The sequence below is a fragment of the Nocardia sp. NPDC055002 genome (genome assembly GCF_053608825.1).
Genome location: NZ_JBSGWE010000006.1, coordinates 383,245 through 406,928, shown reverse-complemented (window position 1 = coordinate 406,928; position 23,684 = coordinate 383,245). Strand labels below are relative to the sequence as shown.

Annotated in this window: 25 protein-coding genes; 7 read left to right on the top strand and 18 right to left on the bottom strand. The window is 68.6% G+C overall.

Going from position 1 to position 23,684, the window contains the following annotated elements; translation table 11 throughout:
* Positions 1–73: 73 nt before the first annotated feature.
* The 4 genes from pspA to pgsA all read right to left on the bottom strand — a co-directional run bounded on the left by pspA (position 74) and on the right by pgsA (position 2,750).
* Complete coding sequence (gene pspA / locus ACWF99_RS25465; protein ID WP_378626574.1) at positions 74–886, bottom strand: phage shock protein PspA; 813 nt, start codon at positions 884–886, stop codon at positions 74–76.
* Between the two features lie 196 nt (positions 887–1,082).
* On the bottom strand, positions 1,083–1,535 hold the full coding sequence (locus ACWF99_RS25460; RefSeq protein WP_378626573.1) for a helix-turn-helix domain-containing protein: 453 nt from the start codon (positions 1,533–1,535) through the stop codon (positions 1,083–1,085).
* Positions 1,536–1,626: 91 nt separating this feature from the next.
* Complete coding sequence (locus ACWF99_RS25455) at positions 1,627–2,118, bottom strand: CinA family protein (RefSeq protein ID WP_378626571.1); 492 nt, start codon at positions 2,116–2,118, stop codon at positions 1,627–1,629.
* Positions 2,115–2,750 carry a CDP-diacylglycerol--glycerol-3-phosphate 3-phosphatidyltransferase gene (gene pgsA / locus ACWF99_RS25450; RefSeq protein ID WP_378626570.1) on the bottom strand — a complete coding sequence of 212 codons (636 nt, stop codon included), beginning with the start codon at positions 2,748–2,750 and terminating at the stop codon, positions 2,115–2,117. Before pgsA ends, ACWF99_RS25455 begins: the two co-directional genes overlap by 4 nt.
* A gap of 255 nt (positions 2,751–3,005) precedes the next feature.
* Between pgsA and ACWF99_RS25445 the strand changes: the two genes are divergently transcribed.
* Positions 3,006–3,572 carry an amino-acid N-acetyltransferase gene (locus tag ACWF99_RS25445; protein ID WP_378626568.1) on the top strand — a complete coding sequence of 189 codons (567 nt, stop codon included), beginning with the start codon at positions 3,006–3,008 and terminating at the stop codon, positions 3,570–3,572.
* Positions 3,573–3,600: 28 nt separating this feature from the next.
* On the top strand, positions 3,601–3,885 hold the full coding sequence (locus ACWF99_RS25440; RefSeq protein WP_378626567.1) for a YciI family protein: 285 nt from the start codon (positions 3,601–3,603) through the stop codon (positions 3,883–3,885).
* Between the two features lie 66 nt (positions 3,886–3,951).
* Here the strand turns inward: ACWF99_RS25440 and ACWF99_RS25435 are convergent, their stop codons facing one another.
* Positions 3,952–4,929: a TerC family protein gene (locus tag ACWF99_RS25435; RefSeq protein WP_378626566.1), complete on the bottom strand. Its 978-nt coding sequence runs from the start codon at positions 4,927–4,929 to the stop codon at positions 3,952–3,954.
* Between the two features lie 425 nt (positions 4,930–5,354).
* Positions 5,355–7,901: a DNA translocase FtsK gene (locus ACWF99_RS25430; RefSeq protein WP_452537577.1), complete on the bottom strand. Its 2,547-nt coding sequence runs from the start codon at positions 7,899–7,901 to the stop codon at positions 5,355–5,357.
* Between the two features lie 297 nt (positions 7,902–8,198).
* Here ACWF99_RS25430 and ACWF99_RS25425 point away from each other — a divergent pair, with 297 nt between their 5' ends.
* Positions 8,199–8,582 carry a DUF4189 domain-containing protein gene (locus ACWF99_RS25425; RefSeq protein WP_378628262.1) on the top strand — a complete coding sequence of 128 codons (384 nt, stop codon included), beginning with the start codon at positions 8,199–8,201 and terminating at the stop codon, positions 8,580–8,582.
* 34 nt (positions 8,583–8,616) lie between these two features.
* Complete coding sequence (locus ACWF99_RS25420; protein WP_452537576.1) at positions 8,617–9,174, top strand: hypothetical protein; 558 nt, start codon at positions 8,617–8,619, stop codon at positions 9,172–9,174.
* Between the two features lie 88 nt (positions 9,175–9,262).
* Here ACWF99_RS25420 and ACWF99_RS25415 read toward each other — a convergent pair whose 3' ends face one another.
* Both ACWF99_RS25415 and dapA read right to left on the bottom strand, forming a co-directional pair.
* The gene (locus tag ACWF99_RS25415; protein ID WP_378626560.1) at positions 9,263–11,365 is read right to left on the bottom strand and encodes a ribonuclease J; all 2,103 of its coding nucleotides are present in this window, start codon (positions 11,363–11,365) and stop codon (positions 9,263–9,265) included.
* The gene (gene dapA / locus ACWF99_RS25410; protein WP_358062402.1) at positions 11,362–12,270 is read right to left on the bottom strand and encodes a 4-hydroxy-tetrahydrodipicolinate synthase; all 909 of its coding nucleotides are present in this window, start codon (positions 12,268–12,270) and stop codon (positions 11,362–11,364) included. The genes ACWF99_RS25415 and dapA overlap by 4 nt, the downstream gene beginning before the upstream one ends.
* Positions 12,271–12,384: 114 nt before the next feature.
* Here dapA and ACWF99_RS25405 point away from each other — a divergent pair, with 114 nt between their 5' ends.
* Positions 12,385–12,831 carry a hypothetical protein gene (locus ACWF99_RS25405; protein WP_378626558.1) on the top strand — a complete coding sequence of 149 codons (447 nt, stop codon included), beginning with the start codon at positions 12,385–12,387 and terminating at the stop codon, positions 12,829–12,831.
* Positions 12,832–12,844: 13 nt separating this feature from the next.
* On the opposite strand, the gene ACWF99_RS25400 is transcribed toward ACWF99_RS25405, so the two are convergent.
* From ACWF99_RS25400 to ACWF99_RS25365, 8 genes are all read right to left on the bottom strand, one after another.
* Positions 12,845–14,044: a winged helix-turn-helix domain-containing protein gene (locus ACWF99_RS25400; protein WP_452537575.1), complete on the bottom strand. Its 1,200-nt coding sequence runs from the start codon at positions 14,042–14,044 to the stop codon at positions 12,845–12,847.
* A gap of 40 nt (positions 14,045–14,084) precedes the next feature.
* Complete coding sequence (locus ACWF99_RS25395) at positions 14,085–15,110, bottom strand: hypothetical protein (RefSeq protein WP_378626555.1); 1,026 nt, start codon at positions 15,108–15,110, stop codon at positions 14,085–14,087.
* Positions 15,110–16,324 carry a sensor histidine kinase gene (locus ACWF99_RS25390; protein WP_378626554.1) on the bottom strand — a complete coding sequence of 405 codons (1,215 nt, stop codon included), beginning with the start codon at positions 16,322–16,324 and terminating at the stop codon, positions 15,110–15,112. The genes ACWF99_RS25395 and ACWF99_RS25390 overlap by 1 nt, the downstream gene beginning before the upstream one ends.
* On the bottom strand, positions 16,321–17,010 hold the full coding sequence (locus tag ACWF99_RS25385; protein ID WP_378626553.1) for a response regulator: 690 nt from the start codon (positions 17,008–17,010) through the stop codon (positions 16,321–16,323). The genes ACWF99_RS25390 and ACWF99_RS25385 overlap by 4 nt, the downstream gene beginning before the upstream one ends.
* 110 nt (positions 17,011–17,120) lie before the next feature.
* Entirely contained in the window at positions 17,121–17,573 is a 453-nt protein-coding gene (locus tag ACWF99_RS25380; protein ID WP_378655351.1) for a flavodoxin family protein, read from the bottom strand.
* Positions 17,574–17,580: 7 nt separating this feature from the next.
* Positions 17,581–18,078: a hypothetical protein gene (locus tag ACWF99_RS25375; RefSeq protein ID WP_378655348.1), complete on the bottom strand. Its 498-nt coding sequence runs from the start codon at positions 18,076–18,078 to the stop codon at positions 17,581–17,583.
* Positions 18,075–18,821: a 4-hydroxy-tetrahydrodipicolinate reductase gene (gene dapB, locus ACWF99_RS25370; RefSeq protein ID WP_452537574.1), complete on the bottom strand. Its 747-nt coding sequence runs from the start codon at positions 18,819–18,821 to the stop codon at positions 18,075–18,077. Before dapB ends, ACWF99_RS25375 begins: the two co-directional genes overlap by 4 nt.
* A gap of 98 nt (positions 18,822–18,919) precedes the next feature.
* Entirely contained in the window at positions 18,920–20,026 is a 1,107-nt protein-coding gene (locus tag ACWF99_RS25365; protein ID WP_452537573.1) for an alcohol dehydrogenase catalytic domain-containing protein, read from the bottom strand.
* Positions 20,027–20,160: 134 nt separating this feature from the next.
* Here ACWF99_RS25365 and ACWF99_RS25360 point away from each other — a divergent pair, with 134 nt between their 5' ends.
* Complete coding sequence (locus ACWF99_RS25360; RefSeq protein ID WP_364411883.1) at positions 20,161–20,556, top strand: VOC family protein; 396 nt, start codon at positions 20,161–20,163, stop codon at positions 20,554–20,556.
* A gap of 42 nt (positions 20,557–20,598) precedes the next feature.
* On the opposite strand, the gene ACWF99_RS25355 is transcribed toward ACWF99_RS25360, so the two are convergent.
* Positions 20,599–21,792 (bottom strand): MFS transporter, encoded by a 1,194-nt coding sequence (locus tag ACWF99_RS25355; RefSeq protein ID WP_378628261.1) that lies wholly within the window; start codon positions 21,790–21,792, stop codon positions 20,599–20,601.
* A 107-nt stretch (positions 21,793–21,899) separates the two neighbouring features.
* Between ACWF99_RS25355 and ACWF99_RS25350 the strand changes: the two genes are divergently transcribed.
* The gene (locus tag ACWF99_RS25350; RefSeq protein ID WP_378626545.1) at positions 21,900–22,262 is read left to right on the top strand and encodes an ArsR/SmtB family transcription factor; all 363 of its coding nucleotides are present in this window, start codon (positions 21,900–21,902) and stop codon (positions 22,260–22,262) included.
* A 27-nt stretch (positions 22,263–22,289) separates the two neighbouring features.
* Here the strand turns inward: ACWF99_RS25350 and ACWF99_RS25345 are convergent, their stop codons facing one another.
* The gene (locus ACWF99_RS25345; protein WP_452537572.1) at positions 22,290–23,633 is read right to left on the bottom strand and encodes a M16 family metallopeptidase; all 1,344 of its coding nucleotides are present in this window, start codon (positions 23,631–23,633) and stop codon (positions 22,290–22,292) included.
* Positions 23,634–23,684: the final 51 nt, after the last annotated feature.

The window sequence follows — 23,684 nt, the reverse complement described above, 5'->3', positions numbered from 1 at the left end:
TCGTCACGCCACACCGTTGATGGCGCGGCCACGGGCGTTGCCGCCGGTTTCCGCGCCGTCGCCGGATCACGTACTACTGCTGAGCCGCCTGGCCCTTGTCGATGTTCGGTGCCGGTGCGGCCGGGTTGATCGCCGAGTTGTTGTTGCCGGTGGGCAACGCGTCACCGCGCATGGAGGCGCGGATCTGCTCGAGCTTGCTGTGCCCGGCCATCTGGACGCTGGCCTGCTGCACCTCCATCATGCGACCCTGCACCGTGTTCTGCGCCAGCTCGGCCGAGCCGAGCGCGTTGGCGTAGCGGCGCTCGATCTTGTCGCGCACGGCGTCCAGGCTGGGCGTGGAGCCCGGCGCGGACAGGGTGGAATCCATCTGCTGCAGCGAGGCCGAGACCTGCTCCTGCATCTTGGCCTGCTCGAGCTGGCTGAGCAGCTTGGTGCGCTCGGCGACCTTCTGCTGCAACATCATCGCGTTCTGCTCGACCGCCTTCTTGGCCTGTGCGGCGGCCTGCAGGGACTGATCGTGCAACACCTTGAGGTCTTCCACCGACTGCTCGGCGGTGACCAGCTGGGCGGCGAACGCCTCGGCGGCGTTGGTGTACTGGATCGCCTTCTCGGTGTCGCCCGCCGCCTGTGCCTGATCGGCCAGGGTGACGGCCTGACGGGCGTTGGCGTTGAGCTTCTCGACCTCGTCGAGCTGGCGGTTCAGCTTCATCTCCAGCTGACGCTGGTTACCGATCACCGACGCCGCCTGCTGCGACAGCGCCTGATGCTGACGCTGCGCCTCCTCGATAGCCTGCTGAATCTGGACCTTCGGATCCGCATGCTCTTCGATCTTGGAGTCGAAGAGGGCCATCATGTACTTCCAGGCCTTCACGAACGGATTAGCCATCGATTGATCCCGCCTCCATCTGTGCGTCGCTCGTGCGACTGGTGGTACGCGACCGTCACGCACCAGATACGTGCTTATCCTTCACCATGCGGCACCCGGACCGGCAGTGGCCGGACCGTTCGACGCCTGATGAGAATCTATCCGTTCTCACCAGCGGTGTGCAGCGTCTCGCGCGCCGGGCGCAGGGTTCGCCGCGTCACATTCCCTTCACCAGTACCAGCATCTCGGCCCTCGGGGCCGGGATGACGATGCGGGTGTCTTCGGCGATGCCGATGCGCGCGCCCTGCTCGGCCGCCGCGCTCGCGGAGGCGGAAGCCTCGCCCGCAGCGGGTTCGGGCAGGGTGGCAGGCTCGGCTTCGGCGGGCTCGCGCTCGGCGGCGGGGCCGGTCAGCGCGGGTTCGCGCGGCGCGGAGCCGTCCGCGCCCGCCATCAGGGTGCTCACGTCCCAGAGCACGCGCGAGAGCGGCACGTCGAGCGCCTCGCAGATGCTGGCGAGCAGTTCACTGGAGGCTTCCTTGCGGCCGCGCTCCACTTCCGACAGATAGCCGAGGCTCACGCGCGCCGAGGTCGACACCTCGCGCAGCGTTCGATGCTGGGCGAGACGCGCACGCCGCAGACTGTCCCCGATTGCCTCCCGCAGCAGCGTCATCTCGTTCTCCTCCACCTCGTGTCACCGCCGTAGCGGTGCTCACCTCTTTCTGGCACAACGTCGAGCATGGACCGGTGGTTCCCGAACCGGGCTACTTCACACTGACACAGCGCAGCAACTCCCGCACCGCACTGTGCACCGCACCGAGTCTGATCGTCCACCGGTCACCGTGCAGTTTCAACCGGACCACTTCGCTGTGATGTGGACCGGCCAACCCGAGGTATACCGTGCCGACGGGATGCCCGTCCTGGGAATCGGGTCCGGCGACCCCGGTCAATCCCAGACCCCAGTCCGCGCCACACTGCTCGCGCGCCCCCACAGCGAGCTGTTCGGCGGTCGAGGCGGCGACCGGTCCATCGGTGCGGAGCAGCTCGTCGTCGACGCGGGCCAGACGGCTCTTGAGGTCGGTGGCGTAGACGATCAAGCCGCCCCGCAGCACCGCGCTCGCACCGGGAACTCCCGCCACCGTCGCAGCGAGCAGACCCGCGGTGAGCGATTCGGCCGTGGCGACGGTCTGACCCGCCGTGTTCAGGGCCTCGACCAGTTCGGCGACCGGCGCACCGTCGACGAGCGGATCACTCACGAGCGCGACCGTCCACCCGCCAGCCACACCCTGGCCGCCTGCCCCACATAGTCCACACCGGTGACCACCGTCAGCGCCACGGCCAGGTACATCAGCCACATGCCCGCGGTGGCGAAGACACCCGACAGCGGCAGCACCAGCAGCGCGATCGCCACCGACTGCACCAGCGTTTTGAGCTTGCCGCCGCGTCCGGCCGGGATCACCCCGCGCCGCACGACCACCAGCCGCAGCAGCGTGATGCCGATTTCGCGGCCGCAGATGACCAGGGTGATCCACCACGGCAAGTCACCGAGCACCGAGAGCCCGATCAGCGCGGCGCCGATCAGCGCCTTGTCCGCGATGGGGTCGGCGAGCTTGCCGAAATCGGTGACCAATCCGTATTTGCGGGCCAGTTGCCCGTCGAAGCGGTCGGTGATCGCGGCCAGGCCGAAGACCGCCGCGGCGATAACCCGCCAGCGGGTGTCGTGCCCGCCCTCGGCGAACAGCGCCAGCACGAACAGCGGCACCAGCACGATGCGCGCGATGGTCAGCACGTTGGCGATATTGAGCAGCGGAACCTGGGTCTCCACCACCCCGTGCATCGGCGTCACCGCACTCGACCCACGATCGATCTCTTCGGGTCGCACGCTCATGCCCTGTCCTCGTGGCATGACCGGACGCCTCGCGTGACCACTCGAGCTACCGCCTCCATGCGCTGACCGTTCATGCGCTGCCCTCTCGGCACTCACCGGCACTGCGCCGAAATCCAACGGTTTCGCGAGCTGTTTGCTCGCACGATCGGTGCCGCGCGATCCGGTCGTCGAGCCCGGCGCGATGCGAGGAGCGGAACGACAGGATGTGCGGCACATGTTCAGACTATCGGTAACCCGGCCGACTACTGTGCACCCATGACCTCACGGGGACCCTTGAGCGGTTCGACCAGCGACGCGCATCCTGCCGCGCCCACTGTGGCGCCTGTTTCCGGCGTGGTCGTCCGACGAGCGCGAACCTCCGATGTCCCCGAGATCAAGCGCCTCGTCGACGAGTACGCGGGCCGCATCCTGCTCGAGAAGAACCTGGTCACCCTGTACGAATCGGTGCAGGAGTTCTGGGTCGCCGAGCTCGACGGGCAGGTCGTCGGCTGTGGCGCGTTGCACGTCCTGTGGGCCGATCTGGGCGAAGTACGCACTGTCGCAGTCGATCCCGTCGTCAAGGGGCGCGGAGTCGGCGGCGCGGTGGTCGAGCATCTGGTCACCGTCGCCCGCGAACTGCAGTTGCAGCGTGTGTTCGTGCTCACTTTCGAGGTGGACTTCTTCGGCAGGCACGGGTTCGTCGAGATCGACGGCACGCCCGTCACCGCCGAGGTGTACGCGGAGATGTGCCGCTCCTACGACACCGGTGTCGCCGAATTCCTCGACCTCAGCTTCGTCAAGCCGAACACCCTCGGCAATACCCGCATGCTGCTGACCCTGTAGAGAATCCCTCGCGAGAAAGCGATCGACTGTGCCGATCTTCGCTGTCCACTACACCTACTCCGATGCGACGGCGGCCGACCGCGCGACCAACCGACCCGAGCATCGCGGCTGGCTGAACGCGCTCGTCGACGCGGGCACGGTGCTCAGCAGCGGGCCCTACCCCGACGGTTCGGGCGCGCTGCTGCTGTTCCGCGCCGAGGACGCGCCCTCGCTGACCGAACTGCTGACCAACGATCCGTTCGCGAAACTGGGACTGATCGACGCCGTCCGTGCGGTCGAGTGGCTGCCCGTGATGGGCGCCTTCGCCGAGTAGCCGACACCCGGATACAGCACTGCCCGGAACCCTGCGGTTCCGGGCAGCGCCGTTCGTCGGCTTGTGTCAGGCGTTGGTGCGGCGGGTACGCAGCAGGCTCGCCACTGTCGCGATGATCAGAATGCCGATGATCACGCTCAGCGAGACCGCCGTGGAGATCTCCGGGACGCTCACGTGCTCACCGCCGTTGATGAACGACAGCGTGTTCTCGTGCAGCGCGTGCAGCACCAGCTTCACGCCGATGAACGCCAGAATCGCGGCCAGGCCGTAGGACAGGTACACCAGGCGGTCGAGCAGCCCGCCGATGAGGAAGTACAGCTGACGCAGACCCATCAACGCGAAGGCGTTGGCGGTGAACACCAGGTACGGCTCCTCGGTGAGACCGTAGATCGCCGGAATCGAGTCCAGCGCGAACAGCAGGTCGGCGAAACCGATCGCCAGCAGTGCGAGCAGCAGCGGCGTCACCACGCGTTTACCGTTGATCCGGGTGACGAGCTTGTCGCCGTCGTACTCGTCGGTGGTGGGCAGGATCCGTTTGGCCAGCGAGACGATGTAGCTGTCGCGCTTCTGCTCCTGTTCGACCTCGTGCCCGCTCTCGCGCAGCAGGTTGATCGCGGTGTAGATCAGGAACGCGCCGAACAGGTAGAACACCCAGCTGTACGCGCTGATCGCGGCCGCGCCGACCGCGATGAACACACCGCGCATCGCCAGCGCCAGCACGATGCCGATCAGCAGCACCTTCTGCTGGTAGATCCGCGGCACGGCGAAGGTACTCATGATGATGAGGAAGATGAACAGGTTGTCGACCGAGAGCGCTTTCTCGGTCACGAAGCCCGCGTAGTACTCCCCCGAGAACGTGCCGCCCCATTTCCAGGCGACGAACAGGCCGAACAGCAGCGCCAAGCTGATGTAGACGGCCGACCAGATGCCGGATTCCTTGAAGGTGGGCTCGTGCGGGGTGCGCACGTGGGCGAAGAAGTCGAAGACGAACAGGCCGAGGATCACCAGTCCGGTGATCACCCACTCGAGCGTGGTCACCTGCATGTGGTGGTCCGATCGATGAAGTTCATGTCGCCCATCATGCCCGAATTGTCCGTTTCAGTCGGCTTTGCGGAACGATTGCCCGTCATGATTTCACACACATCGGCGGCCGACGCACCCGCCGCGCACACGGAAAAGCGCTTTCGCCCGGTTCGCGACCGCTGCTACCGTCACCGCATACCCCGACCACAGCACCGAGAGGAGCCAGCCGTGTACGAATCCACCGCGCAGAACCAGCGCCTCACCGCGATGCACCGGCACAGCCCCGGTGCCGTGAAGCCGGGTACCCGCCTCGCGCGCGCCCGCTTCATCGCCTGACAGGCGATTTTCGCCCGACCCCGGGCCGTTTCCGACCATGAGCCGTGCCAGGTCCCTCCTCGTTCGTCGCCGCCTGCTTCCGGCACGGTCAGAGCAAACCGGGAACGGCGTCACTCGTCCTCGGACGCACCGGGATCGCCGCCACGGATCGACCACAGCAACCCGTCCAATTCGTCGGGCTTGATGAGTACGTCGCGCGCCTTGGAGCCCTCGCTGGGCCCGACCACGCCGCGCGTTTCCATCAGGTCCATCAACCGGCCCGCCTTGGCGAAGCCGACGCGCAGCTTGCGCTGCAGCATGGAGGTCGAACCGAACTGTGAGGTGACCACCAGCTCCACCGCTTGCAGCAGCACGTCCATGTCGTCGCCGATATCGGGGTCGACGTCCTTGACCTCGCCGGCCTTGGCCGCGGTGACGCCCTCCTGGTACTCGGGTTCGGCCTGGGTCTTGCTGAACTCGACGACGGCCTGGATCTCCTCGTCGGAGATGAACGCGCCCTGCAACCGGGTCGGCTTGCCCTGACCCATCGGCAGGAACAGGCCGTCGCCCATGCCGATCAGTTTCTCCGCGCCCGGCTGGTCCAGGATGACGCGCGAGTCGGTGAGCGAGGAGGTGGCGAACGCCAGCCGCGAGGGCACATTGGTCTTGATCAGACCGGTCACCACGTCCACCGAGGGGCGCTGGGTGGCCAGCACCAGGTGGATACCGGCGGCGCGCGCCTTCTGGGTGATCCGTACGATCGCGTCCTCCACGTCGCGCGGGGCGGTCATCATCAGGTCGGCGAGCTCGTCGACGATGGCCAGGATGTACGGGTAGGGCCGGTAGACACGTTCGCTGCCCAGTGGCGCGGTGATCTTGCCCGATCGCACGTTCTTGTTGAAGTCGTCGATGTGGCGGACCTTGTTGGCCTGCATGTCCTGGTAGCGCTGCTCCATCTCCTCGACCAGCCAGGCCAGCGCGGCGGCGGCCTTCTTCGGCTGGGTGATGATGGGCGTGATCAGGTGCGGAATGCCCTCGTACGGCGTGAGCTCCACCATCTTCGGGTCGATCAGGATCATCCTGACCTCCTCGGGGGTGGCCCGGTGCAGCAGCGAGATCAGCATCGAGTTCACGAAACTCGACTTACCGGAACCGGTGGAACCGGCCACCAGCAAGTGCGGCATCTTGGCCAGGTTCGCCGAGACGAACTCGCCCTCGATGTTCTTGCCGAGACCGATCACCAGCGGATGGTGATCGTTGCGGGTGTGCGGCGATTTCAGGACGTCGGCCAGGCGCACCAATTCGCGGTCGGCATTGGGCACTTCGATGCCCACGGCCGACTTACCGGGGATGGGCGCGAGCAGGCGGACGTTCTCGGTGGCGACGGCGTAGGCGAGGTTGCGGGCCAGCGCGGTGATCTTCTCGACCTTGACGCCGGGACCGAGCTCCACCTCGTAGCGAGTGACGGTGGGGCCACGCACGAACCCGGTGACCGCGGCGTCGATCTTGAACTGCACCAGGACTTCGGTGATCGCCTCGATCATCGATTCGTTGGCCGCGGAACGCTTCTTGGGCGGGTCGCCGTCGAGCAGCAGTGTCAGCGGGGGCAGCGTGTAGTCGCCGTCGACGACCCGATCGGTGACGAACTCCGGTTCCGGTGGCGGCGGCGGGGTCTGGTCGACCGGCTTGACCACTGGCCGCTTGCGCGCCGGTTTCGGTGCGGGCGCGGGCGGTTCCTCGATCGGCTTGGCATCGCGCAGCGGCGGTTCGCCCAGTGATTCGGTGACCGCGTCGGAGCCGCCGAACTCGTCGGGCGGGTAGTTGTCGTCGGGGTTGCGGCCACGGCGACGGGTTCGGTTGCGGTGCACCGGGAATCCGTCGGCGTCGTAGTTGGCCGGGTCGTAGGGGTCGCTGTCATCGGCGTATTCGCCGAGGCCGAAGTATTCGCGCAGCTTGGCAGGCACCTCGCGCACCGTGGTTCCGGTGAGCAGCAAGACGCCGAACATCATGGCCAGCAACAGGATCGGCAGCGCGAGCCACGGCGTGAGGCCCTGGCCGAGCGGTCCGCCGATCGTATAGCCGAGCGCGCCTGCCGCGGTGGCGCGGCCGTCCGCGTCGGTGGGGGAACCGGCCGCCAGGTGCCAGATCCCCAGAGCGGGAAGCACGACGAGTAGCCCACCGAGGACCAGCCGTGGCCGGATCTCCGGATGTGGTTCGGTGCGCATCAGCACCACCGCGAGCGCGACCAGCAGAATCGGCGCCAGCGCGGCCGCGGAACCGGCGATCGCCCGGACGATGTCTTCGAGGAAACGGCCGACCGGCCCGCCCGCCGACAGCCACATCGCGGCGGCGATGATCGCGCTCAACGCGATGAGCGCCAGGCCGATGCCGTCGCGCCGGTGCCCGTGGTCCAGGTCGCCCGCCCGGCTCAGCGTGCGGGTGGTGGCGCCGACGCCGCGCGCCAGCATGGTCCAACCGCTCCCGATCCCGCGGCTGATCACCGCCAGCGGTGCGGTGTTGGAGGCGCGTTTGACCGGCCTGCGTACGGGCGTGGTGCGCCCACGCGGAGCCGCCGTCGCTCGCGGGGTCGCCGAACGAGACCGCGCCGCCGGCGTCTGCCCCCTGGTCGATCCCGCCCGCGCACGAGAGGTCGTGGTGCTGCGGGACTTACCTGCCATGACCATCAGGCTAGCCGCTCGAACACCTCCGAGACCATCCGCAACACTGGTCCCACCGTGCTCGCCGCGGTGATCCAGGGTGGATGCGCAGGTCGCAGCGCCCCGGTCAGCGTGGGGAAATCTCGCCGGGGACCGCGTTTCGCGGGCCCGAACTTACGGAATCCTTGTCGATCGCCACTGATTCGGGCGTGCGCGGGCTCGTGAGGCTAGCGCGGGCGCCGTAACCCTCGGTACGTTGACTGCGCTCTATCGGGTCGTCGACCCGTGCAGATGAAGGGGACGCTACAAGTGAAGAGAATGCTCACCAGCGCGGCCGTGCTGGGTGCCACCGCAGCCGCAGTGTTCGCGGGGCACATCGCACCGGCCCAGGCGCAGTCGGGCAACTACGGCGCCATCGCGGTGTCGGTCAAACCGGGGGTTTACGGATACGCCACCGACTACGGCAGCTACGCCGATGCCGAGGCCGGTGCCATGTCGGCCTGCCTGCGTGGCGGTGGCGGTGGCGGGTGCGACGTGAAGGTGTCCTACCGCAACGGGTGTGGAGCCATCGCGATCTCGCGCGGGTGGTGGAGCTACGGCTCCGCGTCGACGATCGGCGGCGCGAAACGCGAAGCGCTGAACAACAATCCGGGCAACGCCTACATCAAGCACTGGAACTGCACCAGCGGCTACCAGCTCTAGCCCGACCGTTTCGACCATGATCATGGGAGTTGTAGTGAACAACCGTCCAGTGAAATACGCTGCCGTTCTCGTCGCGATCGTCGCGGCGCTCGGCCTCAGCGCGTGCAGTTCCGACGCCGACTCGACCAGCACCGGCGCGGCAACCACCACCACCGCCAAGGGCGGCGCCTTCGAAACGGGCGACGCCAAGTCGGGCAAGGAAGAGGGCGGCGAGCCCGCGGCCACCACGGTGCCCAACCTGCCCAAGCCGACCGCCGCCGAGCTGAACGCCCGGTTGAACAAGGCCCTCGCGGGTCAGCTCACCGGTGACGAGAAGAAGACCTATATCGAGGACGCCGACCAGGATCCGATGCTGGTCGACAAGTTCGTCGAGGCGGCCAAGCAGAACAACGTCAAAGTCGCCATCACCACCGTCGGCGACCCCGCCGACGGCAAGCTCAAGGCGAACGCCGATGTCACCATCGACGGCGCCCCGGTCAAGGACGCCTTCGTCGACTTCGTCGCCGAGGACGATTCCTGGAAGGTGTCGCACGTGTTCGCGTGCAACATCGTGAAGTCGGCGCAACTCGACTCCGCGGCCTGCCAGGCCTGAGACCCGGTCCGAATCGGTCCGAATATCAAGAAAACCGCTGGGCGACAATGTCGCCCAGCGGTTTTCAGTTGATCTGTTGATCTCTCGATCAGACGGCGACGACCGTCGGCACGATCATCGGACGACGACGGTAGACGTCGGCGACCCAGCGGCCGACCACCCGGCGCACGCCCTGGGCGATGCGGTGGGTGTCGGTGATGCCCTCACCGGCCAGGCGCAACAGTTCCGCCTCGACCAGTTCGTTCGCGCCGTCGAGCGCGGTCCGGTCGTCGGAGAAGCCGCGCCCGTTGAGCTCGGGCGTGCTCACCGCCTTGCCGGTGGTGGAGTCGATGACGATGGTGATCGAGATGAACCCACCCTCGCCCAGGACCAGGCGGTCCGACAGGGTCGATTCGCCGACATCACCGACCGAGAGGCCGTCGACGTAGACGTGTCCGACCGGCACACGGCCGACGATGGAGGCGATTCCGTCGACCAGGTCGACCACCACGCCGTCCTCTGCCAGCATGACCCGTTCCTCGGGCACACCGGTCGCCACGGCCAGCGCGGCGTTGGCGCGCAGGTGCCGCCATTCGCCGTGCACGGGCATGGCGTTGGTCGGGCGCACCGCGTTGTACAGATACAGCAGCTCACCGGCGGAAGCGTGCCCGGAGACGTGCACCTTCGCGTTCTGCTGGGTGATCACGGTCGCGCCGAGCCTGGCCAGGCCGTTGACCACGGCGAACACCGAGTTCTCGTTGCCGGGGATCAGCGAGGACGCCAGCACGACCAGGTCGTCGGCGCGGATGTTGATCTGCCGGTGCTCGCCTCGTGCCATCCGTGACAGCGCCGAGAGCGGCTCGCCCTGGGAGCCGGTGGAGATCAGCACCAGGCGATTACCGGGCAGGTTCGCGGCCTGATCGAGGGTGACCACGACGTTGTCGGGCACCGTGAGGTAGCCGAGGTCCTGCGCGATCTCCATGTTGCGGACCATCGAGCGGCCGACGAAGCAGACCTTGCGGTTGTACTTCTGCGCGACGTCGACGACCTGCTGGATGCGGTGCACGTGGCTGGCGAACGACGCCACGATGACGCGGTTGGTGGCCTTGCCGATCACATTGTCGAGCACGCCACCGATCTCGCGCTCGGGGGTGACGAAGCCGGGAACCTCGGCGTTGGTGGAGTCGACCAGGAACAGGTCGACACCTTCGTCGCCGAGGCGGGAGAAACCGGCCAGGTCGGTGAGGCGGCCGTCGAGGGGCAGCTGGTCGAGCTTGATGTCGCCGGTGTGCAGGACGACGCCGGCACCGGTGCGGATGGCCACGGCCAGCGCGTCGGGAATCGAGTGGTTGACCGCGAAGTACTCGAGCTCGAACGGGCCGTGCACCGTGGTCTCGCCCTCGGCGACCTCGCGCAGCTTGGGCTGCAACCGGTGCTCGCGAGCCTTGGCCGCGACCAGCGCGAGGGTGAACTTGGCGCCGATCACCGGGATGTCCTGGCGCAGGCGCAGCAGGAACGGCACGGCACCGATGTGGTCCTCGTGGCCGTGGGTGAGCACGATGGCCTCGACGTCGGCCATCCGGTCCTCGATGGGCCCGAAGTCCGGCAGGATCAGGTCGACACCGGGCTGCTGGTCCTCGGGGAACAGCACACCGCAGTCGACGATCAGCAGCTTGCCGCCGTATTCGAACACCGTCATGTTGCGGCCGATTTCGCCGATACCGCCCAGGGCGAACAGGCGAAGGCCGTTCTTCACCAGCTTCGGCGGCGGGCCCAGCTTGTCGTGGGCAGCCTTCTCGCGCGGCTCGGCGACCGGCGCCGAACCTCGACCGCGTCCACCGCCCTGCCTGCCACGGCCACCGCCGCGGGACTGCTCGGCGGCGGGCTTGCTCTTGGCCTCGGCCTGCTTGCCCTTGGCTTCGGTAGCCGGCTTGGTCCTCGCGCGTCGCGGCGCCGTCTTCTTCGCGGTCACCCGCTCTTCGGCGACGCCGAGCAGGTCGGTGCCCACTTCGGCGTTACCGGCCAGGTTCGCCTCCGCGGTGACCTCCGCGATCGGTTCGGCGATCGCCGGTTCCTGCGCCACGGGGGCTTGCTCGGGCGCTACCACTTTCTGCACCGCGGCTTGCGCGGTCTCCACCGGCGTCGGCTCTGGCGCACCGGCGGCACGCGATGCCGACCGGCGTCGGGGCTTACGGGCTACGGGTTCGGTCATGCCGACACCCCCGCGGCCTGCAGGTCCAGCGCCAGCTCCTCTAGCTGTGCCTGCGTCGGCATCAGCTGGGGCAATCGGGGCTCACCTACGTCGATGCCGAGCAATCGGAGTCCTCCCTTACACATCGCCACACCTCCCAGGCGGGTCATGGCCGCGTACAGCGGCAGTAGTGTCGCGTTGATCTCTCGCGCCCTGGCCACGTCACCGGTGGTGTAGGCGTGGTGGATCTCGCGCAGTCGCTCCGGCACGAGGTGTCCGATGACGCTGATGAATCCGACCGCACCGACCGAGAGCCAGGGGAGATTCAGTCCGTCGTCACCGGAGTAGAAATCCAGATCGGTGGTCGCGATGAGATCGGCTCCGGAGACGAGATCGCCCTTGGCATCCTTCACCGCGACGATGTTGGGATGCTCGGCAAGGCGCCGGATCGTGTCGATGGCGATAGGCACCACCGACCTCGGTGGAATGTCGTAGAGCGTGATCGGCAGCGCGGTGGCGTCGGCGACCGCGGTGAAATGCGCGATCAGACCCTCCTGTGTGGGCCGCGAGTAATACGGGGTCACCACGAGCAGACCGTGCGCGCCCGCGTTCTCCGCGGCACGCGCCAGTTCGATCGAGTGCGCGGTGTCGTAGGTGCCCGCGCCCGCGACCACGGTGGCCCGGTCGCCGACGCCGTCGACGACCGCCCGCAGCAGATCGTGCTTCTCGGTTTCGGTCGTGGTCGGCGATTCGCCGGTGGTACCCGAGATGATCAGCAGGTCGACCCCACGGTCGACCAGGTGTGCCGCCAGTGCGACACCGGCATCGACGTCGAGCTTGCCCGCAGCGCTGAAGGGGGTCACCATCGCGACACCTACCGTGCCGGACGCGCGCAGCTCCGTTGGCGTCGATTCACCGTTCGTCATGGTCAGAAAGGCTACCCGGTCGCCGGATGCGCCTCGACACCCTAGCGCCCGAAGCGGCTGCCGGTGGGTGTTTTTCACCTTGCGTGATGTCACATATGACGTCACAATGATGTCATGGATCTGAATGCTCATACCGCGCGTTTGCGCGAGGAACTGATCGCCGCCGCCGCGCTCGGCGACGAGAAAACGCAGGCCACCGCCGCCGCCCTCGCCGCCGCGGTGGAGAGTTCGAGCCGCCTGGTGCTGCTGTCGGCGCTGTCGGAACTGGCCGCCGAGATCAGTACCGAACTCGGTGACCGCACCGTGCACGTCCGCCTGGAAGGTACGGAGGCGAAGGCCGACGTGCGCAAGAACACGCCGTCGGGCGCGGAGGAACCCCAGACTTTCGAGGAAATGACCGGCGACATCAGCCGGGTGACCCTGCGCTTGGTCGAACAGCTCAAGTCCCGCGCGGAGGAAGCGGCCCAGCAGAACGGGCAGTCGCTCAACTCCTGGCTCTCCGGTGCCGTCAGTGGCGCGTTGAAGGATCAGATGCGCGGATACGGCGGCAAGGGCTGGTAGACGGCGTCCGAGATCACAGCAGTGGGGCCAGGTCGCCGCGTTCGCCGATAACGACTTCGTCGAGTTCGAGCCAGTCGGCCATTTCCCGCAGGGCCCCACGCAAGGCCTCGGCGGTCTCGACGGTCGCGTAGCCGGGTTCAGCGAACGCGCCGGGGGCGAGCAGTCGGCCGGTGGCGCGTTCGGCGCGCAGATCCACCCGGCCGACGAGCTTGCCGTCGACGAGCAGGGGGAAGACGTAATAGCCGTGCACCCGTTTGGGTTCGGGGGTGTAGATCTCGATGCGGTAGTGGAAGTCGAAGACCCGCTGGGTGCGTGGGCGGAAGAAGATCAGCGGATCGAACGGGCACAGCAGCGCGGTCCCGGTGATCCGGCGCGGGGTGGCGGCCTCCGGGTGCAGGTAGGCGGGCGCGTCCCAGCCGTCGACATCAACGGGTAGTAGTTCGCCCGCGTCGACCAGGTCGGCGATCGCCGGAGCGCTCTGGCGCCGGGCCAGGCGGTAGTAGTCGCGCAGGTCGGCCTCGGTGCCGATCCCCAGGGCCCGGCTGGACCGGCGGATCAGCTCGCGCACGGCATCGTCCTCGGCGATCTCCCGGTCGCGTACATCGGCCGGGACGACCCGTTCGGTGAGGTCGTAGTGCCGGGTGAACCCGACCCGGCGGGCGGTGGACAGCTCACCGGCGGCGAAGAGCTGCTCGCAGATCATCTTCGTATCGCTCAGGTTCCACCAGGTCCCCTTCGGCCGCGGCTTGTCCAGTTCCAGATGACGTTCGATCTCTCCCGCGCTCGCCGCGCCCACCTCGGTCACGACATCGAGAATGTCCTTGCCCAGCGTGGGATTTCGTTCGACGATCTTGCGCATCCCCGACCAGCGCCCGTGCCGGTACTCCCGCATCCGCCAGCGCATCAGCGGCCAGTCGGCGACCGGGATCAGTGCCGCCTCGTGCGCCCAGTACTCCACCAGCCCCCGTCGCGCCTTGGCGCTGTCGCTCCAGGCGGCGGCGTCGAGCAGGCTGCGATCGTAGGGGCCGATCCGGCTGAACACCGGCGCGTAGTGCGCGCGGACCACAGCGGAGACCGAATCTATTTGCAGCAGACGGGTTCTGGCGACGACATCGAGCACGGCCCGACGCTTCGGGTTGGTCGGCCTTCGCTTGCCGAAGCCCTGCGCGGCCAGCGCCGTTCGACGGGCCTGCGCCGCATTCATCCGCTGCATCTGCTCAGCCTGACACAGGGGTCCGACAGGTTTTCGGCGCTCAGGTGGAGACCCGGACCTCGCCCGCGGTGTCGATCTCGGTCCGCCGATCCCCGCCCGGCGCGGCGGCCAGCACGGTCGCCACCCAGCGTCTGCCGACCGGCAGCACGCGCACGGTCACCGAGCCCGCTCCCGCCATGTCGAGTTCGTCGACCGCGGCCTCGATCACGTGGTGGCGCACCCATTCCGGTACCCCGAGGAAGCCGCCGTCGTCGAGCAGGGTGACCTCGACGCCGCGCGATCGCGCCCCCCGAGCGGCGGCGCTGAGCCGATCGGTGACCAGCTGCGGCGCCCGGAGACCGTCGCGCAGTTCGGCTTCGAGCAGCCTGCACTGTTCGCGTTCGGTATCGGTGAGCTCGATCCCGGCCGCGATGCGGGCGAGCAGGGGCCCGGCCACCCGGTCGAGGGCTCCCAGCTGACGATCACGCTCGGCGTTGGCCGCGGCCAGCGCGGCCTCGGTCGCCGCGCGTCGATTGGCCTCGCTGCGCAGTTCCCGCAGCGAACGCTGGGTGGGCCGCACGATCGACATGAACACCGTCACCGCACCGACGGTGGCGACCGGCGTCAGCGCGCGCACCACGGTTTCGGGGTGCCAACTGGTGAACACTCCCATCGTCACCAGCACCGTCGCGGCGGCCGCTACGCCGAGCCAGGCCGACACGATCCGCCCGCGCAGCACCAGCATCGCCAGCAGATACGACGTCGGATAGGCGGTCCACAGCTGGTGGGCGAATCCCGACGAACTCTCGAGCCACGGCACGGTGAGCGCCATCGCCGCAGGTCCGGCACACGCCACGAAGATCGTGGCGGGCCACGGCAGCGGGTCCACGGGGAACACCAGCACCACCAGCGCGGCCACTGCCATCAGCACCAGCGCGGCGGCCGCGGCCGCCGGCGGGGCGATATCGAAATTCACCCGCAGGTACATCACGATGGTGGCTTCGAAGATCACCACGAACAGCCACGCCGTGCCGTCGCTGAGGCCGAACAGATCGCGCATCGCGAACGGCAGATCCCGATCGACCATCAGCTACCCCACACCAGCGTCACCACGGTTCCCGCGCCCGGCGCCGATTCCACGAACGCCGCGCCACCGGCGAGCGCGCGCATCCGGCCCAGGATGCTGCCTGCGATCCCCATCCGATCAGCCGACACCCGCGCTGGGTCGAACCCGGCGCCGTCATCGGACAGCACCACCCGGATGCCGCCGGTCGCGATGGTGACCGACACACCGCGCCGCACCGTCCGACCGGGGACGTCGGCATGACGCACGCTGTTGCGCACCGCCTCCGAGAGCGCGGCCCCGAGCACCTGCGCGGCCTCGATCGGCAGGCACAGATCGGCCGCGCGCCGCGAGGACACCTGCACCGGGATCTCCGATTCCACCTCGCACACCGCCTCGCGCAGGAATTCGATCGCCGCGGCGGCGTCGAGGTGGTCGATCTCGGGCGCGGTCCGCGACAGCTCGAGCTGTTCGAGGGTGCGCGCGGCCTGGTTGCGCAGCACCGGCGAGGACTGCTGCGCCCGCGAGGCCTCCAGCAGCGTCGACAGCACCGCGTCGTGGATGAGCGCCGCGAAACGCGCGCCCTCGCGTTCCCTGGCCGAGGTCGCCGCGACCGCCGCCGCCCGGCTGCGCTGCCGGACCGCTTCCCGGTCGACACGTTCGGCGGCGGCACGCGCGTACACCACGCACCACAGGAACAGCGCGGCTACGCCGAGCGCCCTGGTGATGTCGCCGAACAACGCCCACATCGAACTGTCCGGCACCACAAGGGCATTCGACACACTGGTCACCACCGCGAGCAGGGCCGCGAACGCGGCCGCACCACGTCGCGGCCACGCCAGACCCGCGGCCAGCACGCCGACAGCGAGCCCTCGATAGGGCCACGAAGCGAACGAACCGATGTGCACCACCGAGTACACCAGCGGCGTCGCCACGGTGGCCGCGAGATAGCACACGGCGGCTGCGGCGGCGGTGCGCCGGATCGCCGCGGCGGGGCCGCGCGCCGACACGATCGCCAGCACACCGAACATCAGATACGCCGACATCAGATGCAGTTCCGGCCACACCGACTGATTGATCGGCTGCACCAGCACCGCGGGCAGTTCCAGCACCATCACCATCGTGGCGCCGGTCCCGATCACCAGCCCGAGCCTGCGCAGGATCTGGTCGGTCGCCGCGCGCGAGAATTCGACGTCGCCGACCGGTGCGGGCGCCGTCGCGACCGCGAGATCGGTCACGTGCGCTGCTGCCTTTCCGGCACGGGCAGCCATCCGTCCTCGACGGCCCGTTTGTACAGATCGGTCTTGGTGGGCGCGGGTCGGCCCGCGTCGGCGTACTTCTGCCGGATGCGGCCGAGGTAGTCGTTGACGGTCTGTTCCGACAGACCGGTCAGCCGGGCCACCCGCGAGGCCTTCTCGCCCGAGGCGTACAGCATCAGCACTTCCTCCTGACGCGGGCTGAGCCCGACGTCGGAGAGCTTCGGATCGCCGTCGATGGCGGCGGCCCAGTCGGTGGTCACCACCTGCTCCCCCGACGCGGCCCGGCGCACCGCCTCGACCACGGTCGCCACACTCTCGGACTTGCGCAGCACCCCGAGCACGCCCGCTTTGGCGGCGGAGCGGACCAGGAAGGCGTTGTCGGCGCCGGTGAACACCAGCACCTCGATGTCGCGTTCACGCAGCGCGGTGACATTGTCCTCGGGCGTCGAGCCGTCGGGCAGGCGCAGATCGAGGACGACGAGATCGAGATCGGTGGTCTCGGCCAGCAGCCCGGCGACGGACTCCGCCACCGCCACCAGTTCCAGGTCGGGTTCGGGGCCGAGCATGGCCGCCAGCCCGATCGCCACGGACTCGTGGTCCTCCACCAGACCGACCCGCCGCACCGTGCGCGTCTGCGCCAACTCGCTCACCCGACCACTCCCCATCCTCGAACACCCACCGCGGCCAGCCCGCAACACGTCGGTCGAGTTCTACCGCATCCCGAGCCCGCGTGTCAGCCCACCAAAATTCGGGGCGGGTCCGCTGTCGCGATCAGCTATTCCATCAGACCAGCGGCGATGGTCGCGCCCAGTTCCCAGCATTTCTCGAGATCGGCCTTGCTCGGCGGTCCCGAGACCACGACCGCCTCGGCGGCGCGCTGCCAGCCCAGCCCGGTGGTGATCCGCTCCACGCTGCTCTCGGCGCCTTCGGTGCCTTCGTTGCCGTGCAGGTAGAGCCCGTAGGGCCGTCCGCCGGTCGAGTCGAGGCACGGGTAGTAGATGGTGTCGAAGGCGTGTTTGAGGGCACCGCTCATGTAGCCGAGGTTGGCCGGGGTGCCGAGCAGGTAGCCGTCGGCGTCGAGCACGTCGACGGCGGTCACCGCCAGCGCGGCCCGGCGCACCACCTCGACCCCCTCGATCTCCGGGTCGCTCGCCCCGGCGAGGACCGCTTCGAACATCGCCTGGGTGTGCGGCGACGGGGTGTGATGGATGATCAGCAACCGGGCCATGGGCTCGCTACTCTCCTGGGTCGCGTTCCAGTTTTTCCAGTGCCACCGCGCGGCGCATGGTGTCGCGGGCGCGGCCCCGGTCGCCTGCGTAGTCGTAGGCGCGGGCCAGCCGGTAGGAGGAGCGCCAGTTGTCCGGGTCGGCTTCCCATTCGGTCTTGATCTGTGCGAACAGGGCGTCGGCCGCGTCGCGTTCGATCCGGCCCGAGGGTCGGCGTGGCAGCTGCGAGGTGTCGACCTCCAGGCCTTCCTCGTGGATACGCCGGGCCAGCCGTTGATGCGCGAACGCCGCGCTCAAGGTCGCCCACAGGATCCAGAGACCGACGACGGGCAGCAGCAGCATGCCGATGCCGATCGCGATACCCGCGAACCCGCCGTCGGCGATGTAGGCGATGGCGAGCCCGCCGAGCCGCACGAAGTAGAACAGCAGCGCGATGACCAGAAACACCACGACCGCAACGGTTTTCAGGACCTGCCGATCGGGTCGCTGCGCGTCGGAGTCGCTCACAGATCCAGGAACGGGTCGAGCCCGACGGTCAGACCCGGCCGTCCGGCGATCTCGCGCACCCCGAGCAGCACGCCCGGTGCGAACGAGGACCGGTCGATGGAGTCGTGGCGGATGGTCAGGGTCTCGCCCTGGGTGCCGAACAGCACCTCCTGGTGGGCGACGAGCCCGGCCAGACGCACCGAATGCACGCGCACACCGTCGACATCGGCGCCGCGGGCACCCTCGAGTTCGGTGGTGGTGGCGTCGGGGCTGATCCCCACCCCGGCCTCGGCGCGCGCCGCGGCGATCACCGCGGCGGTGCGGTAGGCGGTGCCCGAGGGGGCGTCGGCCTTGTTCGGGTGGTGCAGCTCGATGACCTCGACCGAGTCGAAGAACCGCGCCGCCTGCTCGGCGAAACGCATCGACAGCACAGCGCCGATGGCGAAGTTCGGCGCGATCAGCACGCCCACCTCGGGCCGCTGCGCCAGCCGCCCGCGCACGTCGGCGAGGCGCCCCTCGTCGAAGCCGGTGGTGCCGACGACGGCGTGGATGCCGTTCTCGATCAGGAACTTCAGGTTGCCCATCACCACATCGGGGTGGGTGAAATCGACGACCACCTGGGTGTCCGCCTCGGTGAACGTCTCGAGCGCGTCACCCTTGTCGACCTGCGCCACCAGCTCCAGATCGGGCGCCGCCTCCACCGCCGCGCAGATCGCCTGCCCGACCTTGCCGCGTGCTCCGAGCACTCCGACCCGAATGGTCACCGCATCTCCTCGTCCTCGACTCAGCTTGCTCGTCGAAGCCTATCGAGCAGCCCGTGGGACCGCGGCGCCGACCTCACACCATCGGGCAGGCCGAGGCGTCAGTCGAAGACGATCACCTGTCGTAGCGCCGCGCCCGCCGCGAGATCGTCCATCGCCTGGTTCACCTGGTCGAGTCCGATGCGAGCCGAGACGAGCCGTTCCAGCGGCAGCTTGCCCTCGCGCCACCGCCGCACGTATTCGGGGATGTCACGGTCGGGAACAGCCGAGCCGAGGTAGCTGCCGATGATGGTGCGGCCCTGTGCCACCAGCGCCAGTGGCGAGATGGTGGCGGTGGCGGTCGGGGCCGGCAGGCCCACCGTCACGGTGACACCACCGGGTGCTGTTGCGGCGACGGCGGTTTCGAACGCGCGGACGTTGCCCGCCGCTTCGATCACCACGTCGGCCTGCACGCCCTGCTCGGCGACCTCGCCCGGCGTGCAGGCCACGGTCGCACCGAATTCGCGGGCCAGCGAGAGCTTTTCGGGAACCGTGTCGACGGCGATCACCTCACCGAGACCGAGCGATACCGCGACGAGCACCGCCGCCATCCCGACGCCACCGAGCCCGACCACCATGATCCGGTCGCCCGCACCGGGTTTCGCGGCGTTGAGCAAAGCGCCGCCGCCGGTGAGCACCGCGCAGCCGAGCACCGCCGCCACTTCGGGCGGCACGTCGTCGTCGACCGGGACGACCGAGCGCCGGTCCACCACCGCGTGCGTGGCGAAGCCGGAGACGCCGAGATGGTGCTGCACCACCTCGCCGTCGCGGGTCAGCCGTCGCCCACCGCCGAGCAGTTCGCCTGCGTTGTTGGCCACACTGCCCGGCCCGCACGGCGTGCGTCCGTTGCTCGCACAGCCCGCGCAGTCGCCGCAGCGCGGCAGGAACGTCATCACGACCCGCTGCCCAGGGGCCACATCGGTGACGCCGGCGCCCACCGATTCGACGATGCCGGCGGCTTCGTGGCCGAGCAGCATGGGCACCGGACGCACCCGATTGCCGTCCACCACAGACAGATCCGAATGGCACAGGCCGGCCGCTTCGATGCGCACCAGCAGTTCGCCCCGACCCGGTTCGGCCAATTCCAGGTCACACACCGTGATGGGCTGCGAATCGGCGAACGGCGCCGGATCGGCGATCCGTTCCAGAACGGCTCCACGAATCTTCATGCTCGCGACGCTACCGCGAGTGCCCTTTACAGGTTCCGGGATCTGTCGCTAACCTCGATCTCGGTGATGGTGCTCCTGTCGGCCGCCTCGTACCGTGCCCAGGGTCGGCGCCATCACGAACAAGGAGAAATCCCCTGTCAGTGCAGTTCAATCACACCATTGTCGGATGCCGCGATAATCGGGAGACCGCCGAGTTCTGGGCGGACATCCTCGGGTTGGACGTAGGAAAAGAGTGGGGGCCGTTCATTCCGATCGCCCTCGATCACGGTGCGGCCTTCGATTTCGCCAAGGTCCCGCCCTTCGTTTCCGAGATCCAGCCGCAGCACTACGCGTTCCTGGTCTCCGAGGCCGAGTTCGACGCGGCCTACGCCAAGATCCAGCGCTACAAGCTGGACCATTGGGCCGACCCGCAGCAACACGGGGTCAACGAGATCAATCACAACGACGGTGGTCGCGGTGTCTATTTCCTCGACCCCAACGGCCACTTCCTGGAACTGATCACCGTTCCGTACGGCGGTTGGCCCGAGTGAGTGCCCAGGCCGGTCCCGATTCCCTCGGGACCGGCCTGCGTTCTACGCCGTTCGCGTGGCGGCCCTGGTCCCGCGCAGTCCGAGCAGCGCGGCGCAGACACACGCCACCGAGACGATCACGATGAACCACGGGAACACCGTCGCGATCCCCCAGGTCGTCGCCGCCCAGCCCGCCGCGAGGGTCGGCAGCGCCATCGCCGAATAGGCCAGCAGGTAGTAGGCCGACATGGTTTCGCCGCGGCGATCGTGCGGAACCACTTCGGCGAGGTGCCGCAGCGAGCCGCCGAATCCGAGCCCGAACGTGGCGCCGAGCACCAGGCCCGCCACGATCACGACGGCGGGCTGTTTCGTGGCCAGCGCCGGGATGGTGGCCAGCAGCGACGCGGCCATGCCGAGGTCGCCGATCACCGCGGCGCGCCGGGCCGGGATGCGGGTGGCGAACAGTTGCGCCAGGGCCGCGGACAGCGCGGTGCTCGCGACGACGACGCCGCCGAACACCAGGTTGTGCATGCCGGTCTCCGCCGCGGCCAGCGACGGGTACAGCGACAGCAGCACGCCCAGCACCGACCAGGCGGCCATCACGCCGATCGCGGAGAACCAGAAGTCGGCCCTGATCTCGTGCGGGACAGACGGTTTCGCGATGGTGATGCGCGCCTTCACGCGAGCGGTGTGTGGTTCACGCAGCGCGAGGATGCCCGCCCCCGCGGCGAGGCACACCGCGGCGATCACGACGTACGGCGTGCGCAGCGGCGAGGGCGCGTACTGCGCCAGGACCGCGGTGCCGAGGACCGCCACCGCGATGCCGACGTTGAACGCCACGCCACTGAGCTGCCCGGATCGCGCACCACGCTCGGGCCGCAGATCCAGCAGCGCCGCCGCGCCCGCGACGACGGTGGCGCCGACGGCTGCCCCGTGCAATGCCCTGGCCAGCAACAACATCGGCACCGAATCGGCGAGCAGGAAGACGACCAGCCCGAGGATCATGGTGGCGAAGGCGCCGATCATCACCGGCTTGCGGCCGACCACATCGGAGATCCGGCCGGAGACCAGCACCGCGCCGAGCGCCGCGAAGGCATAGACGGCGAAGACCATGGTCGTGGTCAGCGGGGACAGATGCCACTCGGTCTCATAGATCCCGTAGAGCGGAGCGGGCGCCCCGGAAACCCCGAGCGCCACCGCGCTCGCGGCCAGGACTAGCCCGTACGCCCAGCGCTGCCCGGCCTCGACCGGCGCCATCGTTGTCGCTGCCACAGCAGCCCCCATCAGCAGAGTTTGATAACCATCGAACGATGATCAGGCTACGCCGAGTATGATGACTATCAAACCCCCAAGTGAGGTAACTCATGACACAGGCTAAAGATCTGACCCCGGCGCCGACCATACCCGTGGCCGCGCTCCCGACCGTCCTCGGCGCCCTCCACGACCCCGTCCGCCTGGAGATGGTCCGTCGGCTGAGCAACGCGGCCGCCCCCGTCCGCTGTGCGGCGCTCTACGACGCGATCAACAAATCCACCGCGACCCACCACTTCAAGATCCTGCGCGAAGCGGGCCTGATCGAACGGCTCACCATCGACGGTCAGACCTTCCAGACACTGCGCACCGACGCCGTGGAGCACGCCCTGCCCGGCCTGCTCCCCTCGATCGTCGACGCCGCCAACCGCGTGGACGCGGATGCCACCCACCGCGACGAGCGGTCCTTGCGCTGATCGCCCGGACAGCGGGAGCCGAATCGCTCAGCGTTCGACGAGCTTTCGCACCGAGGCGGGCAGATCGCGGGTGCGCTGGTACGGGCCCGACACCGCGGCACCGTAAGGACGGGCGAGCAGGGTTCGGGCGATCTCGCTGACCTCGTCAGTGGTGACGGCGTCGATGCGCGCCAGCGTCGCCGAGACGCTGCGGTGGTTGCCGTAGCTGAGTTCGCTGCGGCCGATGCGGTTCATCCGGGAGGCCGAGTCCTCGAGGCCCAAGACCAGTCCGCCGCGCAAAGAGCCCTTGGCCCTGGCGCATTCGGCATCGGTGACACCGTTGGCAGCGACTTCGTCGAGCACGCCGCGTGCCAATATCGCGACCTGGCCGAGGTTTTCGGGCTGGCAGCCGAGCGAGACCGAGAACGCGCCGGTGTCGGCGAAGGTGTCGACGCTCGAGTACACCGAGTAGGCCAGGCCGCGTTCTTCCCGGATGCGCTGGAACAGGCGCGAACTCAGGCCGCCGCCGACGATGGTGTTGAGGATCGACAGCGGCCAGCGCTGTTGACCTTCGTGCCTGCCGAACGCCCGCACGCCGAAGGCGAGGTGGGTCTGTTCGCTGTCGCGGTTGATCCTGATCAGGCCGGGTGCGCCCTGCGCGCGGAACTTCCCTTCGCGGCGCGGCGCGGGCTCGGCGGCGGTGTCCAGGTGTGGCCCGAACGCGCGGTGCACCAGTTCCACGACGCGTTCGTGCTCCACGTTGCCCGCCACCGCGACGACCATGCGCTCGGGCCGGTAGCGGCGCTGATGGAAGCCGCGCAGCTGGGTTGCCTGCATGTTCTCGATGGATTCGACGCTGCCGATCACCGGGCGCCCGATCGGGTGGTCGCCGAACATGGCGGTGAGGAAGGAGTCGGCGACCAGGTCTTCGGGGTCGTCGTCGCGCATCGCGATCTCTTCCAGGACCACCTGGCGCTCCACGTCGACGTCGATCGCGCGGCACAGACCGTTGAGCACCACATCGGAGACGAGGTCCACCGCGAGCGGCAGGTCCTCGTCGATGACGTGGGCGTAGTAGCAGGTCTGTTCCTTGGCGGTGAACGCGTTGAGCTCACCGCCGACCGCGTCCATGGACTGCGCGATGTCGAGGGCGGTGCGCGTGGGCGTCGCCTTGAACAGCAGGTGTTCGAGGAAGTGCGCGGCGCCGGCCACGGTGGGGCCCTCGTCGCGCGAACCGACGCCTACCCACACCCCGATGGAGGCGGAGCGCACGCCGGGCACGTGTTCGGTGACCACGCGAAGGCCACCGGGAAGCACGGTGCGGCGCACTCCCCCGGTGGAGACATCGTCAGCGGATTCGGTATTCGACTCGGTCAACTTCGGCTTCGTCACCCGATCCCACCGGACGGCTGTGCTGGCATGGTTCCTCAACCTCTCGAACGG